The following is a 15,709-nucleotide window of genomic DNA, read 5'->3' as shown; positions in this document are numbered from 1 at the left end:
GGCCGGGCTTTTTGCGAGGCGGTTGGCCTTAGGCCGACGGCGCCTGGGTACGGCTCTTGTAGGAACCGTCACGGGTGTCGATCTCAATCCAGTCGTCGATGTTGCAGAAGTCTGCAACCTTGACTTCGGTACCGTTGCTCAGCTTGGCCGGCTTCATGACCTTGCCGGAAGTATCGCCACGGGCAGAGCCCTCGGTGTAGGCGATCTTGCGAACGATGGTGGTCGGCAGGTCGACGGAGATCACTTTGCCTTCGAAGAACACGGCTTCGCAGATGTCGGTCATGCCTTCTTCGATGAACGGCAGAACGCTTTCCAGATCTTCGGCGCGCAGCTCGTAGGAGTTGTACTCCGGATCCATGAAGACGTAGTCCTCACCGCTGATGTAGGACAGGGTCACTTCCTTGCGCTCAAGGATGACCGGCTCCATCTTGTCGTCGGCCTTGTAAACGGTCTCGGTCTTGGAGCCGTTGATCAGGTTCTTCAGCTTCATCTTGACGATGGCGCTGTTACGGCCGGATTTGGTGAATTCGGCTTTCTGAATCAGCCACGGGTGGCCGTCGATCAGAGCCACGCTGTTGGGCTTCATTTCTTGTGCGGTTTTCATACGTGTATCCGGGTTTAGATGGAGGTACAGATTTCTAGGCCGCGCATGATAGCCAATTTCGATGAAACTGCACCAGCGCCGCGGCGAGATCGGGACGGGTGGCCTGCGCCACGCACCAGGCCTCGGCATGCTCGGTCAGGCGGTTTTCCTGCGCCAGGAACCCCGCCCAGGCCGCCCCCATGTCGCCCTGGCCATTCCAGGCATGCCACAGCGCCTTGAGCGCGGCGGCGGCCGGCGGCGACAACGAGCCACAGTAGCAATCGAGGAAGGCGTCCAGCTTGTCCCAGTGCGCGCCCTCTTCCTGCTGGTAGATGTGCCAGAGCAGCGGCCGCCCCGCCCACTGGGCGCGGACGAAGGAGTCTTCGCCGCGGATGGCGTTGAAGTCGCAGCTCCACAGCAGCAGGTCATAGTCCGGCTGGCTGAGGAATGGCAGCAGGTGCAGCTGCAGGTTGCCGCGCCGCCAGCTGCCGCCCTCTTCCAGGCTGTCGACACCCAGCCAGCGGCACAGGTCGGCCTCGATGCGTCCGCGCGGCACCAGCAGCTGGGTCGCTTCGCCGGCGCCAGCCAGGGCGTCCAGCCAGGGCGCCAGGCCGGCGTTCTCGTAGGCAAACAGGGAGATCAGCCGGGCGCCGGCCAGCGGTTGAATCCCGAGACTGTCGAGGAATGCCTGGCGCGCTGCGCCGTCGGCCTGGAAGGCGCGCCGCCGCGGCAGCAGATCGGCCTCACGCAGCAGGCCGCCGGTGCCCTCGGTGAAGCCGGGGAAGAAGAAGAACTTCTGCAGCCCACCCGGCTGCGGCGATGGCAGGCCATGGCAGCCAGCGACCCAGTCCTCGGCGCTGAGGTACTCCAGGTTGAGCCACAGCGGTTTGCTCGCCCGCGCCGCCATCGCCGCCACGTAGTTCTCCGGCAGCGTGCAGGCGAAGGCCTCTATCACCACGTCGGCCGGCTCCACCGCGAGAAAGTCCTTCGGCCAGTGGTGCACTTCGACACCCGCCAGCAGCCATGACTCTTGCCCCGCAGCGGCCTGCGGACACAGGCGCAGGAAGGCGGCCGGCTCGTCCACCCACAGGCGCACCGCCAGGCCATGCTCGGCCGCCAGCTGGCGGGCCAGGCGCCAGGTCACGCCAATGTCGCCGTAGTTGTCCACCACGCTGCAGAAGATGTCCCACCGGGCGCCCATGAACCGCTCCATTCAGATTGCTGCGGCGGATTCTACGTCAGCGCCGCCGGCCTGCGCGGCGTGGGCGAGAAAGTCGATCAGCGCCCGCGAGGCCGGCGACAGTTGGCGATGCGGCGGATAGATGATCGAGAACGGCCGGCTGCGCCCCTCCAGCTGCGGCAGCAGGCGCACCAGGCGGCCCTGCTCGATGCGTTCGTGGAGGATGAACGCGTAGGACTGGCAGATGCCCAGCCCGGCCTCGGCCAGCGACACCGTGCCCAATACGTCGTCGGTGACCTGCACATGGCCCCTGGGCTGCCAGTCCAGCTCCTGCTCGCCATCGCGGAACAGCCAGGGCGCGACCTTGCCGCTGCTGGGCATGATGAATGGCAGGCAGGCGTGCTGTTCGAGGTCGGCCAGGCTGGCCGGCGCTCCGGCGCGGGCCAGATAGCTCGGCGCCGCGACCAGGCACAGCTGTGCGTCCTCCAGGCGACGGCCGACCAGGCCGCTGTCCGGCAGGCGACCGAGGCGGATCGCCAGGTCGTAGCCCTCGGCCACCAGGTCGACATTGCGATTGCTGATGCCCAGCTCCACCTGCACCTGCGGGTAGGCCAGGGCGAACTGCGCCAGCAGCTGCGGCAGGCGATAGTGGCCGTAGGTGGTCGGCGCGCTCAGGCGCACCCGCCCGGCAACCTCGCCGCCGCCCTGGATGCGCCGTTCGGCATCGTCGATCAGGGCGAAGGCGGCGCGGGCCTGCTCCAGGTAGAGACGACCATCCTCGGTCAGGCTCAGGCGCCGGGTGGTGCGGCGCAGCAGCTGGCTGCCGAGACGCGCCTCGAGACGCGAGATGGCCCGGCTGATCACCGAGGGCGTGGTGCCCAGGCTCACGGATGCGGCGCTCAGCGAGCCGCGCTCGACCACGCAGAGAAAGGCCTCGACGTCGCCGAGGTGATCGAAGCGCCGGGCCATTCTTGCCTCCAGAGCACAGGTAATTTCCGTGGTAGCGAGTTTATCGCCGCCAGCGGTGGCAATACAGTTTCTCCACCTGTTCCCTACCCGGAGAATCGCGATGCCCAGCCTCGCCAAGATTGCCCTCGCCACCGCTCTCGCTGCAGCCAGTCTCGGCGCCCAGGCCGCCAACGTGCTGGTGGTGCTGTCCGACGCCGACCACCTCGACCTCAAGGACGGCAAGGTCTACCCCACCGGTTTCTTCCTCAACGAGCTGATGCAGCCGACCAAGCTGCTGCTCGACGCCGGCCACTCGGTGACCTTCGCCACGCCCAACGGCCTGGCGCCGACCATGGACGTGACCTCGGACAACGCCCAGTACTTCGGCGGCGATGCCGCCAACCTGGCCGAGCACAAGGCGCTGTTGGAGAAACTGCGCCTGACCCAGGCCGACGCCTCGCCGGTGATCAGCCTGGCTCGCGTCGAGCAGATCGGCTACCCGCATTTCGATGCGTTGTACGTTCCCGGCGGCCACGCGCCGATGCAGGACCTGCTGCGCAGCCCGCAACTGGGCAAGCTGCTGCGCGCCTTCCATGCCGAGGGCAAGACCACCGCGCTGGTCTGCCACGGCCCCATCGCCCTGCTCTCTGCCCTGCCCGACGCAGCCGGCTACGTGCAGCGCCTGGAACGCGACAACACCGCCAAGGCCGGCCAGGAGTGGATCTACTCCGGCTACCGGATGACGGTGATCAGCAATCAGGAAGAGGAACAGGCCAAGCAGGCGCTGAACGGCGGCGCGATGAAGTTCTACCCGCAGACCGGCCTGCAGCAGGCCGGCGGCAGCTACAGCAGCAATACCTCGCCGTGGACCCCGCACATGGTGGTCGACCGTGAGCTGATCACCGGGCAGAACCCGGCATCCGCCCAGCAGGTCGGCGAGGAGCTGCTGCGTCGCCTGAAGTAGGCGCTAGCCGCCGTACGGCGGGTACTGCTCGCCCGGCGCACGCTTGGCTGGCGTGCGCCCCGCCTGCGGGATGCGCGCGGGCCAGGGCGGATCGATCTGCGGGTCGCCGAGGTCCGGCGAGTCCGGGTCGAAGCCCAGCTCGCGGCGTACCTGCTGCGTGCTCGGCGCGATACCCGGCAGGCTGCGGCCATCGTCCTGTGAATCCCGTCGGGCCAGGAAGAAGTCTTTCAAGCTCATGGTCCACCTCTCGCAATCTGGAGTCATGAGGGTTCGAGGGCGATAGGTCGGAGGGGTTCGATCAATCTGTCGGAAAGAAAAAGGGGCCGTCCCCCTGCCTGGTAAGGACGACCCCGTAACCGCACAAGCTCAGCGTGCCGTGATGACCGCCAGCTTGGTGATGCCAGCCCGCTCGATGCTGGCCATGGATTTGGCTACCACGCCGTAGTCCACCGAATCATCGGCCTGCAGCTGCACCTTGACCTCGGCGTCCTTGGCCTTGGCCTCGCTCAGGCGCGCTTCCAGCAGTTCTGGCTGGACCTCGTCCTTGTTGATGAACAGCTTGCCGTCACCATCGATGCTCACCACCAGCGGGTCCTTCTGGTCCGCCGGGGCGACTGCCTCGGTCTTCGGCAGGTTGATCGGGATGGAGTTGGTCAGCAGCGGCGCGGTGACGATGAACACCACCAGCAGCACCAGCATCACGTCCACCAGCGGAGTCACGTTGATCTCGCTGAGGACCTCGTCGCTATCCTGGGTCGAGAAGGCCATGTCAGATCGCCTCCTTCACGTTCTGCGGCTGCTGCGGCTTGCGCGCGCCGGGGTGGGCAATGACCTTGAACGCGCTCTTCTGCGCCAGGCTGTAGAAGTCGTGGGCGAAGTCGTCGAGGTCGGCGGCGGTGAGCTTGAGGCGACGCAGGAAGTAGTTGTAAACCAGCACCGCCGGCACGGCGACGGCGATGCCCACGCCGGTGGCGACCAGTGCCGCGCCGATGGGGCCGGCCACGGTTTCCAGGCTGGCGTTGCCGGCCGCGCTGATGCCCTTGAGCGCCTCCATGATGCCCCACACGGTGCCGAACAGGCCGATGAAGGGCGAGGTGCTGCCGATACTGGCGACCACCGCCAGCCCGGATTCCAGGGAGCGGCGTTCACGCTGGATCTGCTGGCGCAGGGCGCGCTCGAGGCGGTCCTGATGGTTGATGGCCTGGCTCAGGTCGCCGGGCTGCTGGCCGTCGTGCACCTGGATTGCAGCGAAGCCGGCCTGGGCCACGTGGGCCACCGCGCCGGTGTGTTGCTGGCCCAGCTCGGCGGCGGAATCTAGGCTGGTGGCACTCCAGAACAGCTTGAGGAACTTGCGGTCCTGGTAGCGCTGGCGGGCGAACTGGATGCCCTTGATCAGGGCCAGGCCCCAGGTCAGGACGGAGAAGCCGATCAGCAGCCAGATGACCGCGTGCTCGACCGATTGCAGGGGGGAGTCAACCAACAGATTCATTTTGTGTTCCTCGTTTTTCAGTCGAATTCGGTTCAGTTCAAACGGCGCTCTAGCGCCAGCTAGTTCAAACGAAAGTCCAGCGGCACCGTCACCCAGCCTTCCTGGGCCACGTCACCGCGCTTGGCCGGTACGAAGCTCCAGCGCTTGACCGCGCGCACGGCGGCCTCGTCGAGGGCTTCACGGCCACTGCTCTTCTGCACCTGGATCTCGGCGGGCTTGCCGCTGGCCAGCACCCGCACCCGCAGCAGCACCGTGCCCTCCCAGCCACGGCGCTGGGCCAGGCTGGGGTACTCGGGCGCCGGATTCTTCAGGTACGCGGCGTTGGCCGAGGGCGGCGTCTCCACCGGGGCTGGAGCGGCTACCGGCGCGGCGGGCGGCGGTGGCGTCTCGGCCTTCGGCGGCTGTGGTGGTGGCTCCACCGGTTTCGGTGCGGGCTTGGGTTTCGGTGGCTGCGGCTTGGGCTTGGGCGGCTCGGGCTTGGGTGGCGGCTTGACCGCCAGCTCCTCCACCACAGGCGGTGGCGGCGGCTCGATCACCGGCTCGGGCGGCGGTGGCGGCGCGGCGAACTCGATGGTCATCGGCGGCACCTGCACCGGCACTTCCGGCAGCACCGGCTCCGGCCGGCTGGCCAGCCAGTACAGCACCGCGCCGTGCAGGGTCAGGGCAAACAGGCCAAGCAATACCGCCTCGCGGCGGCCCAGCAACGGCGTGCTGCGGCTGGGCTGGTGGCGCTGCTGGCCGAGGGCCTGGCGTAGCTGCACGCCGAGGTCGAGGACCTCGCCGGGGTTGCGCCGCAGTACCTGGTTCAGGTTGTCGGCTTTGAGGACGTTGCCCATCTGGCAGTGCTCCTGGATCACGGGACCGGCCTCGTTCCGGCCTTGGTTCAAATCACGCCGGGCCCCGCTTCAGACAGGTCCCGATGGCTTGACCCAAATGATTGTCGGCACTGCTTATTTCTTAAAGTATCTTTTTATAAGACTGTAATTCTTTAAAGGAATATGTATTTCTATCTATTTGATTTTATTGATATTTTTTATATCTATGCCTTGCGGGCATCAAAAATATGCTCGCAAGGCATCGAAATCCGCCAAGCCGGGCTGAAAGGCCCGTTGCAGAGCCTTTCGAGCAGGCAAAAAAAACGCCGACCCGGCAAGCCGGTCGGCGCGAAGAGCAAGGATGCCGAAGCACCGTCACTACCGTGGACAAATGGGCAGCTGCGACACAAAAAGAGCCGCCACGGGGTGAAAAATCAGAACGCGGGCAACACGGCTCCCGAGTACTTCTTCTCGATGAAGGCCTTCACCTCGGGGCTGGTCAGCGCCGCGGAGAGCTTCTGGATCGCCGCGCTGTCCTGGTTGTCCGGGCGGCTCACCAGGTAGTTCACGTAGGGCGAATCGCCGCCCTCGATCACCAGGGCATCCTTGGTCGGGTTGAGCTTGGCCTCTAGGGCGTAGTTGGTGTTGATCAGCGCCAGGTCGACCTGGTCCAGCACGCGCGGCAGGATGGCCGCCTCCAGCTCCTTGAACTTGAAGTTGTGCGGGTTCTTGACCACGTCCTTGGGCGTTGCCTTGACGCTCTGCGGGTCCTTCAGCTCCAGCAGGCCGGCGGTCTGCAGCAGGAGCAGCGCACGGCCGCTGTTGCTCGGGTCGTTGGGGATGGCGATGGTCGCGCCGTTGGGCAGGTCCTTCAGCGACTTGTACTTGCTGGAGTAGCCGCCGAAGGGCTCGACGTGCACGCCCTTGACGATCACCAGGTCGGTGCCACGGTCCTTGTTGAAGGTGTCGAGGTAGGGTTTGGTCTGGAAGTAGTTGGCATCCAGCTGCTTCTCGCTGACCTGCAGGTTGGGCTGCACATAATCGGTGAAGACCTTGACGTCGAGGTCCACGCCTTCCTTCGCCAGTTGCGGCTTGATCAGTTCGAGGATTTCCGCATGCGGTACGGGCGTGGCGGCGATGATGAGCTTTTCTCCGGCCTGGGCCAGGGAGGCAGAGAGTGCGGCGGCCAGGGCGGTCAGGAGCAGGCTTTTCTTCATCTTGAAGGTCTCGGAAAGAGATGCGCGATTGGATCCTCAACCACGCGGAACGGTTGTCTGGACCGTGCTGGGTAAGCTGCGGTCGAGGGGCAGATTACGGATATCTTTTATTTCCTAAAAATACTGTTTAATTATCTTTTTATTCTTTTATTGAATATCAGACTTCTCCCCTGCTCCGGCCCAGATGGCCGAGCCGATATCCAGCGCGCGCGGCAACAGGCGGTTCTGCACGAACAGGTCGGCGGTGTGCTGCTGCGCCGCGACTATCTCGGCGGTCAGCGGGCCGATCGGCGATGGCGGGCGGTGGCTGAAGGCGCGTGCGATCACCGCCTCGCCCAGGCCGGTGACCTTGGCCAGCACGGCGATGCTGGCGGCCTCGTCGCTGCGGGTCAGCGCCTCGGCGCGGTTCAGCTCGGCGATCAGCTCGGGGAGGAACTGCGGGTGAGCCTCGGCGAATGGTCGCGCCGCCAGCACGAAGGGCCCGCTCAGGCCGAGGCCCTCGCCGTTGGCCAGCAGCCGCGCGCGGCCTTCCAGCTCGATGGCCGAGTAGAACGGGTCCCAGATCGCCCAGGCATCCACGGCACCACGCTCGAAGGCGGCGCGGGCATCGGCCGGCGGCAGGTAGATCGGCTGGATGTCGGCGAAGCTCAGGCCCTCGCGCGCCAATGCACGCAGCACCAGGTTGTGCGCACTGGAGCCCTTCTGCAGCGCCACACGCTTGCCCTTGAGCTCGGCCACCGACTGCAGCGGGCTGTCCTTGGCCACCAGGATCACCTCGGCCTGCGGCTTCGGCGGCTCGGCGCCGATGTACAGCAGGTCGGCGCCGGCGGCCTGGGCGAACAGCGGCGGGATGTCGCCGGTGGAGCCGATATCCAGGCTGCCGATGTTCAGCGCCTCGAGCATCTGCGGGCCGGCGGGAAACTCGATCCACTGCACGCGCACGTTGGCGAAACGCTTCTCCAGCAGGCCGTGCTCCTTGGCCAGCACCAGGCTGGTGGAGCCCTTCTGGAAACCGATGCGCAGCACCTCGGGGTCGGCCGCACGGGCCAGGCCGGTGAAGGCCAGCAGCGCCAGCAGGGCTGCGCCGAATCGAATGCTCTTCATGTTCACTCCCAGTCGGTGGACGGTTTTTCCCAGAGGTTGATGCCGCCCTCCACCGCATGGCGGTCGATCTCGGCCAGCTCCTCGGCGCTGAAGGCCAGGTTGTCCAGCGCGGCGACGTTCTCGATGATCTGCGCAGGATTGCTGGCACCGATCAGCGCCGAGCTGACCCGCGGATCGCGCAGGGTCCAGGCCAGTGCCAGTTGCGCCAGGCTCTGCCCACGCCGTGCGGCGATCTCGTTGAGGGCGCGGGCGCGGGCGATGTTGGCCTCGGATAGGTGTTCCGGGCGCAGCGAGGCGCCGCCGGGGCGGTTGACCCGGGCGTCCTGCGGGATGCCGTTGAGGTACTTGTCGCTGAGCAGGCCCTGGGCCAGCGCGGTGAACACGATGACGCCGGCGCCCAGCTCATCGGTAGCGTCGAGCAGGTCCTTCTCGATCCAGCGGTTGAACAGGTTGTAGGCCGGCTGGTGGATCAGCAGCGGCACCTTCAGCTCGCGCAGCAGCGCGGCGATCTCGCGGGTCTTGCCCGCCGAGTAGGAGGAGATGCCGACGTACAGCGCCTTGCCCTGGCGGACGATGTCGGCCAGGGCAATGGCGGTCTCCTCCAGCGGCGTGTCGGCGTCGAAGCGGTGCGAATAGAAGATGTCCACGTAGTCCAGGCCCAGGCGCTGCAGGCTCTGGTCGAGGCTGGAGATCAGGTACTTGCGCGAGCTGCCGCCCTGCCCGTACGGCCCCGGCCACATGTCCCAGCCGGCCTTGGTGGAGATGATCAGCTCGTCACGGTGGGCCTTGAAGTCTTCCTGCAGCAGACGGCCGAAGTTGCTCTCGGCGCTGCCGTAGGGCGGGCCGTAGTTGTTGGCCAGGTCGAAGTGGGTGATGCCCAGGTCGAAGGCGGTGCGCAGCAGCGCGCGCTGGGTGTCGATCGGCGTGGCATCGCCGAAGTTGTGCCACAGGCCCAGGGACAGGGCCGGCAGTAGCAGGCCGCTGCGGCCGACACGGCGGTAAGGGATGCGCTGGTAGCGGTTGGCGGCGGGGATGTAGCTCATGGGACTCCTTGCGGCAGTCGGCGAGGCGACATGCAGCCGCCCCGCCCGACCGGATCAGGTGAAGAAGGGATTACGCGGATATGGCAGACCGAGGTGCTCGCGCAGGGTGCGGCCGCGGTATTCCGTGCGGAACAGGCCGCGGCGCTGCAGCTCGGGCACCACTTGGGTGGCGACGTCTTCCAGGCCCAGCGGCAGGTGCGGCACCAGCACGTTGAAACCGTCGGCGCCGCGGCCCTCGAACCAGGCCTGCAGCTCGTCGGCGATCTGCGTCGGCGTGCCGATCAGGCTGTGGTGGCCACGCCCGCCGGCGATGCGCCGGCCGAGCTGGGCCAGGGTCAGCTGTTCGCTGCCGGCCAGTTCGGTGAGCAGCTTCTGCCGGCTCTGCTGGCCATTCTCGGTCAGCGGCAGTTCCGGCAGCGGGCCATCCAGTGGGTAGCCGGACAGGTCGAAATTGCCGAGCATGCGCCCGAGCAATGCGACGCCCACCTCCGGCTCGACCAGCTCCTGGAACTGCTCGAACTTCTCGCGGGCCTCGGCCTCGCTGGCGCCGACCACGATGAACACGCCGGGCATGATCTTCAGCTCGTCCTCGCCACGCCCGTACTTGGCCAGGCGGCCCTTGAGGTCGGCGTAGAAGGCCTGGGCCTTGGCCAGCGAGGTCTGCGCGGTGAACACCACCTCGGCGGTCTCGGCGGCCAGCTCGCGGCCGGTCTCCGAGGAACCGGCCTGCACCACCACTGGCCGGCCCTGGGGCGAGCGCGCGACGTTGAGCGGGCCCTGCACGCGGAAGTGTTCACCGCTGTGGTTCAGCACATGCAGCCTGGCCGGGTCGTAGAACTGGCCGCCGGCCTGGTCGTGGACGAAGGCGTCGTCGGCCCAGCTGTCCCACAGGCCGCGCACCACCTGGTGGAATTCGCGGGCCCGCGAGTAGCGCTCGGCATGCGGGATGTGCGCGTCACGGCCGAAGTTGAAGGCCTCGGCGGCGGCGTCCGAAGTCACCAGGTTCCAGCCGGCGCGGCCACCGGAGAGGTGGTCCAGCGAGGCGAACTTGCGCGCCACGTGGTACGGCTCGTTGTAGCTGGTGGTCACCGTGCTCACCAGGCCGATGCGCTCGGTGATGGCAGACAGCGCCGAGAGCAGGGTCAGCGGCTCGAAGTACACCGAGCGCGAGGTATGGCTGGCGATGGCATCGGTGGACGCGGCCACGCTGTCGGCGACGAACAGCGCATCGAACTTGGCCGCCTCGGCGATCTGCGCCGCGCGGCGGTACTGGCCGAAGTCCAGCGGGTTGGCGACCACGTCCGGGTGGCGCCAGGCGGCGATGTGGTGGCCGCCGGCCATGAGGAAGGCGCCGAGGCTGAGTTGACGGGGGGAATCGCTCATCGAATGGGTTCCTTACGTTGGCTTTGCAGGCCACCCGGCCGCTCTGCGGCGGCGCGGGTGGATGGGCACGCAAGGGCTGGATCAGAAGTCCTTGCGCAGCTGCACGCCGAAGTAGCGCTGGTCGTCACGCGGCACCGCGCGGTAGATGTAGCTGCCACCACTGGCCAGGGCCTGGGAGTAGGACTTGTCGGCGAGGTTCTTGCCGAGCAAGGCCACGCGCCAGCCGGCGTTGTAGTCGGCCAGGGCGATGCTGGCGTTCCAGATGCCGTAGGCGCCCTGCACCGTGTCCGGGTTCTGGTCGAGGCTGAACTGCACCTCGTCCTGCCAGCTGTAGTCGGTGCTCAGCTCCACATCCAGGCCGTTGTCCAGCGGGATGCTGTAGTCGGCGCGCACGTAGCTCTTCCAGTCCGGGGTGAACGGCAGGCGGCCGCCGTCGATGTCGCAGGTCGCGGCCGCGCCCACCGGGCAGTTGAAGTGGTCGACGCGCGCCTTGGTGTAGGCCAGCGACGCCGACAGTTTGAGCTGGCGGGTGGCCTGCAGGCTGGCGTCCAGCTCGACGCCCTGGGTCTTCACGCTGCCGGCATTGATCAGGCGGGTCACCACCTGGTTGGCCACGGTGTCGAAGAAGTTGGCCTGGTAGTCGTCGTAGTCGGTGTGGAACACGGCCAGGTTGGCGGTCAGACGGTTGTTCCAGGCCGTGCTCTTGAGGCCCAGCTCGTAGGAGTCGGAGGTCTCCGGCTTGAGCGCCTCGGTGTCACGCGGCTGCATGTTGAAGAAGGTGTTGTAGGCCGGGCCCTTGTAGCCACGCGAGTAGGTCACGTAGCCGGTGAGGTTGTCGGTGAAGTCGTACTGCAGGCCGGTGCGGCCGCTGAAGCCGTCTTCATCCACCGACCCGGAGCTGCTGGTCGACGGCTGGATGCCGGTGACCGGCGTGGCCGAGGTGGACACGCGGCGGTGGTCGTATTCCAGATCGTCGTGGGTCCAGCGCAGGCCGAGCAGGCCACGGAAGTCCTCGGTGAAGTTGAAGGTGTTCTCGCCGAACAGCGCCACGCTGTCGTTGGTCACGCTGTAGTCGGCACGGCCGTGGTCGAGTACCGCGGCGTTGGTCGACCAGCGCTGGTAGATCTCGTCCGACTTGCCGTGGAAGTAGTAGGCGCCGAGCACGTACTCGTTGAACTCGCCCTTGGGCGAGGTCAGGCGCAGTTCCTGGGAGTACTGGTCGTAGTCCACCTCGCCCTTGTCGTGGGAGGCGGTCAGCGGCAGCTGGGCGCTGCGGTCGCCGTCCTGGTACTGGGTGTTGTCCCAGCCGCGCCAGGCGGTGATCGAGGTCAGGGTGAAGTCACCCAGCTTCCAGTCGGCCTGGCCGGACAGGCCGGTGTTGGTGTCCTCGACGTGGGTCTTGTAGTCGCTGTTGATCTTGCGGTTGTGGTCGCTCACCGACACCGGGCGCAGCACGTTGGCGAAGGCGGCGCCGCTGGAGGAGATCACGCCGCTGGGCAGGGTGTCCTCGCCGTCCATGTAGTCGCCGATCAGGGTGAATTTGAAGTCCTCGTTCGGCTCGAACTCCAGCTTGCCGCGCACACCTTTGCGCTCGTAGCCGTTGACGTCGTGGCCGTTGTAGACGTTCTCGACATTGCCGTCGTAGTCGCCCCACAGGGTGCTCAGCGAGCCCTTGAGGGTGTCAGTCAGGCGCCCGCCGATGCCGAAGCGCAGGCGGTTCTCGTTGCCACCGCCGAAGTGCGAGTAGTCGACGTAGCCGCTGGTTTCTTCCGGCGCATCCTTGCTGACCACGTTGAGCACGCCGGCCGAGGCGTTCTTGCCGAACAGGGTGCCCTGCGGGCCGCGCAGCACCTCGATGCGCTGCAGGTCGAGCAGGTCCAGGGTGGACTGGCCGGGGCGGCCGAACACCACGCCGTCGACCACGGTGGCCACGGTCGGCTCCACGCCCGGCGAGGTAGAGATGGTGCCCACGCCGCGGATGAACAGCGAGGTGTCCTTGTTCGAGGCGCCGGCGCGGTAGTTCAGCGTCGGCACCTCCTGGACGATGGCGGCGACGTTGTTGCGGTTGCCGCGCTCGAGTTGCTCGCCGTCGATCACCGATACGGCTACCGGCACTTCCTGCAGCGAAGCCTCGCGGCGGGTCGCAGTGACGGTCACGGTGCCAAGCGTGGCGGTCTGCTCGGTGGCAGGTGCCTCGGCGGCAAACGCGGGTTGGCCGAGCACAGCCAGCAGCACGGCACTGGCCAGCGGCGTGCGGCGCAGGCGGAATGGGGAAACCTGGGAATTCTCGATATGCATCTACTTCTCTGCCCTGTTGAACCAGACGGAGCCCGCTATGGGGCCTTTCTCGGTCGCCGTAACCGGTCTGGTCTCGCTCGTGCGAGTGGCAGTGAAGGTCGGCGTGGTTACGCTTTGTTAGCGCTAACATCGCCAGTATCGAAGCACACGTAATAGATCGTCAAATAATTAAAAATTACTTTTATATTCCATAAATGAAATTTCCTTAGGCCGCCTCGCAAGTATTTGTTAGCGCTAACAAATGCAGTATGGTGAGCCCCTTTCGCCCCAAATGGACCCACCGTCACCGTGAGCAGCAGCAAGGAAAACCCACGCAAACGCCGTGGCGCCGGGCGCGTCACCCTCAACCAGGTGGCCAGCCATGCCGGTGTCTCGGCGATCAGCGTGTCGCGCTTCTTCAACCAGCCGGAACAGGTGTCCGGCGAGCTGCGCGAGCGCATCCAGGCGGCGGTGACCGAACTCGGCTACGTGCCCAACCTGGTGGCCGGCGGCCTGGCCTCGGCGCGTGGGCGCATCGTCGGCATGGTCATCCCGAACATCTCCGGGCCGATCTTCGCCGCCACCATTCAGGGCTTCAGCGACACCCTGGCCAGACACGGCTACCAGCTGCTGCTGGCTTCCAGCTATTTCTCCGAAGAACAGGAAGAAAGCGCCGTGCGCGCCTTCCTCGGCTGGTCGCCGGCGGCGCTGGTGGTCACCAGCCACTTCCACAGCGCCGGCACCGAGAAGATGCTGGCCGACGCCGACATCCCGGTGGTGGAGATCTGGGACTACTGCCCCGAGCGCACGCCGCTGCAGGTCGGCTTCCTCCACTACGAGGTGGGCGTGACCGCCACCCGCCACCTGCTGGAACAGGGCTACCGGCGCATCGCCTTCGTGCAGAACAGCGCCGCCGGCGACTTCAGCGCCCTGGAGCGCCGCGACGGCTATGCCGCGACGCTACGCGAAGCCGGGCTGGAACCCTGGGTGTTCGTGCCCACCGCCGACGCCAAGCCGTTCGAGGCCGGCAAGCAGGCGATGGACGCGTTGATGAAGCGCAGCCCGCGCCCGGACGCCATCGTCTTCGCCAACGACAACCTGGCCGCCGGCGCCCTGCTCGCCGGCCAGCGCGCCGGCCTGAAGATTCCCGAGGAGTGTGCGGTGATCGGCTTCGGCGACTATCCCTTTGCCGAGATGCTGCTACCCAGCCTGACCACAGTGCGCCCACCGGCCCGCGAGATCGGCGAGATCGCCGCCCTGCGTGTGCTGCAGAGCCTCGGCGCGGTGGAAACAGACGGCGAACCGCAGCGCCTTAACCTGCTGCAGTGCCAGTTGGTGGTCAGGGAAAGCGCTTGAACACGTCCATTTAAGAGGGTGATAAGGCATAATCGCCGCCTTCCTGCCTTGTACCCAGCCCCGCGCGAGGACCCGCTCCTTCGTGCGATGGCGTCGCTTTCCGGATAGTCCATGCACCCCAGTACCCTGCTCTCCCTGCCCCTCCTGGCCCTCGCCCTCGGCGGCTTCGTCGTCGGTAGCAGCGAATTCATCATCATGGGCCTGCTGCCCGAAGTGGCCGCCGACCTGGGCGTGAGCCTGTCCGATGCCGGCCTGCTGGTCAGCGCCTACGCCATGGGCGTGGTGATCGGTGCACCGCTGCTCGGCCCGCTGCTCGGCCGCCTGCCACGCAAGCAGGCGCTGTTCTGGCTGATGGGTACCTACGCCCTGGGCAACCTCGGCTGCGCCCTGGCACCGGACTATCACTGGCTGCTGGCGATGCGCATGCTCACCGCCTTCAGCCACGCCGGCTTCTTCGGCTGCGCCACCCTGCTGGCCGCAGAGCTGGCACCCGTGCATCGCCGCGCCTCTGCCATGGCCCTGGTGCTCAGCGGCCTGACCATCGCCAACGTGCTCGGCGTGCCGCTGGGTGCCTGGCTGGGCCAGGCCACCAGCTGGCGGGTGACCTTCGCCGTGGTCGCGGTGATCGGCCTGCTGGCCCTGCTCGCCCAGGCCCTGTGGCTGCCCAAGGTGGCGCCGCCGATGCACGGTGCCCAGGGCGCCTGGTCCGGCATCCTGCGCAAACCGGTGCTGCATGCGCTGGCGGTGTGCAGCCTGACCTCGGTGGCGCTGTTCAGCGTGTTCACCTACGTCGCCCCGCTGCTGCGCGACATCAGCGGCTTCAGTCCGTCGCAAAGCAACGGCGCGCTGCTGCTGTTCGGCCTCGGCCTGACCCTCGGCAACCTGCTCGGCGGGCGCCTGGCCGACCGTGGCGTGCGCCACGCCATCCCGCTGGCCCTGTTCAGCGGCCTGCTGTGCATGCTGGTCTACTACGCCTTCGGCACCTCCCAGCTGCTGACCCTGGCGCTGCTGTTCGCCTGGGGCGTGGCCAGCTTCGCCGTGTCCTCGCCGCTGCAGCTGCTGCTGGTGGAGCAGGCAGGTGAATCCGCCAGCCTCGCCGCCACCCTCAGCCACGCGGCGTTCAACCTGGGTAACGCCAGCGGCGCCTTCCTCGGCGGTCTGTGGCTGAGTGCCAACTACGGCCTGCCCCAGCTGCCGCTGTTCGGCGCCGCGCTACTGGCCGTGGCGGCACTGGTGGCCTGGCCGCTACCGCACCTGCGCACGGCACGTGAGCGTTTCGAACAGCACTGAGTCGGCGCTGAGCGACGCCTGGCGGCCGTTTAGCCGGCGTGCCAGGCGTCATCAATGGCA

15 protein-coding genes are annotated in these 15,709 nt (G+C 66.9%); 3 read left to right on the top strand and 12 right to left on the bottom strand.

Annotated features, from left to right (window positions below; all coding sequences use genetic code 11):
* Positions 1 to 28: 28 nt before the first annotated feature.
* From efp to PTT45_RS02435, 3 genes are read right to left on the bottom strand one after another with little or no spacing between them, the layout of a single operon-like run.
* Positions 29 to 604, bottom strand: a complete 576-nt coding sequence (efp, locus tag PTT45_RS02445; protein WP_273811353.1) for an elongation factor P — start codon at positions 602 to 604, stop codon at positions 29 to 31.
* A 34-nt stretch (positions 605 to 638) separates the two neighbouring features.
* Positions 639 to 1,784, bottom strand: a complete 1,146-nt coding sequence (earP, locus tag PTT45_RS02440; protein WP_273811352.1) for an elongation factor P maturation arginine rhamnosyltransferase EarP — start codon at positions 1,782 to 1,784, stop codon at positions 639 to 641.
* A gap of 12 nt (positions 1,785 to 1,796) precedes the next feature.
* Positions 1,797 to 2,732: a LysR family transcriptional regulator gene (locus PTT45_RS02435; protein ID WP_273811351.1), complete on the bottom strand. Its 936-nt coding sequence runs from the start codon at positions 2,730 to 2,732 to the stop codon at positions 1,797 to 1,799.
* A 100-nt stretch (positions 2,733 to 2,832) separates the two neighbouring features.
* Here PTT45_RS02435 and PTT45_RS02430 point away from each other — a divergent pair, with 100 nt between their 5' ends.
* Positions 2,833 to 3,675, top strand: coding sequence for a type 1 glutamine amidotransferase domain-containing protein (locus tag PTT45_RS02430; RefSeq protein ID WP_273811350.1), 843 nt, complete (start codon positions 2,833 to 2,835; stop codon positions 3,673 to 3,675).
* A gap of 3 nt (positions 3,676 to 3,678) precedes the next feature.
* Here PTT45_RS02430 and PTT45_RS02425 read toward each other — a convergent pair whose 3' ends face one another.
* The 9 genes from PTT45_RS02425 to PTT45_RS02385 form a co-directional block, all read right to left on the bottom strand.
* The gene (locus PTT45_RS02425; protein ID WP_273811349.1) at positions 3,679 to 3,912 is read right to left on the bottom strand and encodes a DUF6021 family protein; all 234 of its coding nucleotides are present in this window, start codon (positions 3,910 to 3,912) and stop codon (positions 3,679 to 3,681) included.
* Between the two features lie 129 nt (positions 3,913 to 4,041).
* Positions 4,042 to 4,443 (bottom strand): ExbD/TolR family protein, encoded by a 402-nt coding sequence (locus PTT45_RS02420; protein ID WP_273811348.1) that lies wholly within the window; start codon positions 4,441 to 4,443, stop codon positions 4,042 to 4,044.
* 1 nt (position 4,444) lies between these two features.
* Entirely contained in the window at positions 4,445 to 5,164 is a 720-nt protein-coding gene (locus PTT45_RS02415; RefSeq protein ID WP_273811347.1) for a MotA/TolQ/ExbB proton channel family protein, read from the bottom strand.
* Positions 5,165 to 5,223: 59 nt separating this feature from the next.
* Positions 5,224 to 6,000 carry an energy transducer TonB gene (locus PTT45_RS02410; RefSeq protein WP_273811346.1) on the bottom strand — a complete coding sequence of 259 codons (777 nt, stop codon included), beginning with the start codon at positions 5,998 to 6,000 and terminating at the stop codon, positions 5,224 to 5,226.
* A gap of 413 nt (positions 6,001 to 6,413) precedes the next feature.
* Positions 6,414 to 7,196: a MetQ/NlpA family ABC transporter substrate-binding protein gene (locus tag PTT45_RS02405; RefSeq protein WP_273811345.1), complete on the bottom strand. Its 783-nt coding sequence runs from the start codon at positions 7,194 to 7,196 to the stop codon at positions 6,414 to 6,416.
* Between the two features lie 147 nt (positions 7,197 to 7,343).
* On the bottom strand, positions 7,344 to 8,300 hold the full coding sequence (locus PTT45_RS02400) for an aliphatic sulfonate ABC transporter substrate-binding protein (protein WP_273811344.1): 957 nt from the start codon (positions 8,298 to 8,300) through the stop codon (positions 7,344 to 7,346).
* Positions 8,301 to 8,302: 2 nt separating this feature from the next.
* A complete protein-coding gene (gene mgrA / locus PTT45_RS02395) occupies positions 8,303 to 9,343 on the bottom strand; it encodes an L-glyceraldehyde 3-phosphate reductase (RefSeq protein ID WP_273811343.1) in 1,041 nt (346 codons plus the stop codon).
* A gap of 54 nt (positions 9,344 to 9,397) precedes the next feature.
* Positions 9,398 to 10,726 (bottom strand): LLM class flavin-dependent oxidoreductase, encoded by a 1,329-nt coding sequence (locus PTT45_RS02390; RefSeq protein ID WP_273811340.1) that lies wholly within the window; start codon positions 10,724 to 10,726, stop codon positions 9,398 to 9,400.
* 81 nt (positions 10,727 to 10,807) lie between these two features.
* Positions 10,808 to 13,024, bottom strand: a complete 2,217-nt coding sequence (locus PTT45_RS02385; protein WP_443218142.1) for a TonB-dependent receptor — start codon at positions 13,022 to 13,024, stop codon at positions 10,808 to 10,810.
* 288 nt (positions 13,025 to 13,312) lie between these two features.
* Here PTT45_RS02385 and PTT45_RS02380 point away from each other — a divergent pair, with 288 nt between their 5' ends.
* Together PTT45_RS02380 and PTT45_RS02375 are read left to right on the top strand one after the other, a co-directional pair.
* Positions 13,313 to 14,359, top strand: coding sequence for a LacI family DNA-binding transcriptional regulator (locus tag PTT45_RS02380; protein ID WP_273811338.1), 1,047 nt, complete (start codon positions 13,313 to 13,315; stop codon positions 14,357 to 14,359).
* Between the two features lie 111 nt (positions 14,360 to 14,470).
* A complete protein-coding gene (locus PTT45_RS02375) occupies positions 14,471 to 15,649 on the top strand; it encodes an MFS transporter (protein ID WP_273811337.1) in 1,179 nt (392 codons plus the stop codon).
* Positions 15,650 to 15,709: the final 60 nt, after the last annotated feature.

Origin of the sequence: Pseudomonas sp. Gutcm_11s (genome assembly GCF_028649395.1) — a bacterium.
Lineage (GTDB): Bacteria > Pseudomonadota > Gammaproteobacteria > Pseudomonadales > Pseudomonadaceae > Aquipseudomonas.
The sequence above is the reverse complement of the archived record's forward strand: the minus strand, read 5'-3'. Positions and strand labels throughout refer to the sequence as shown.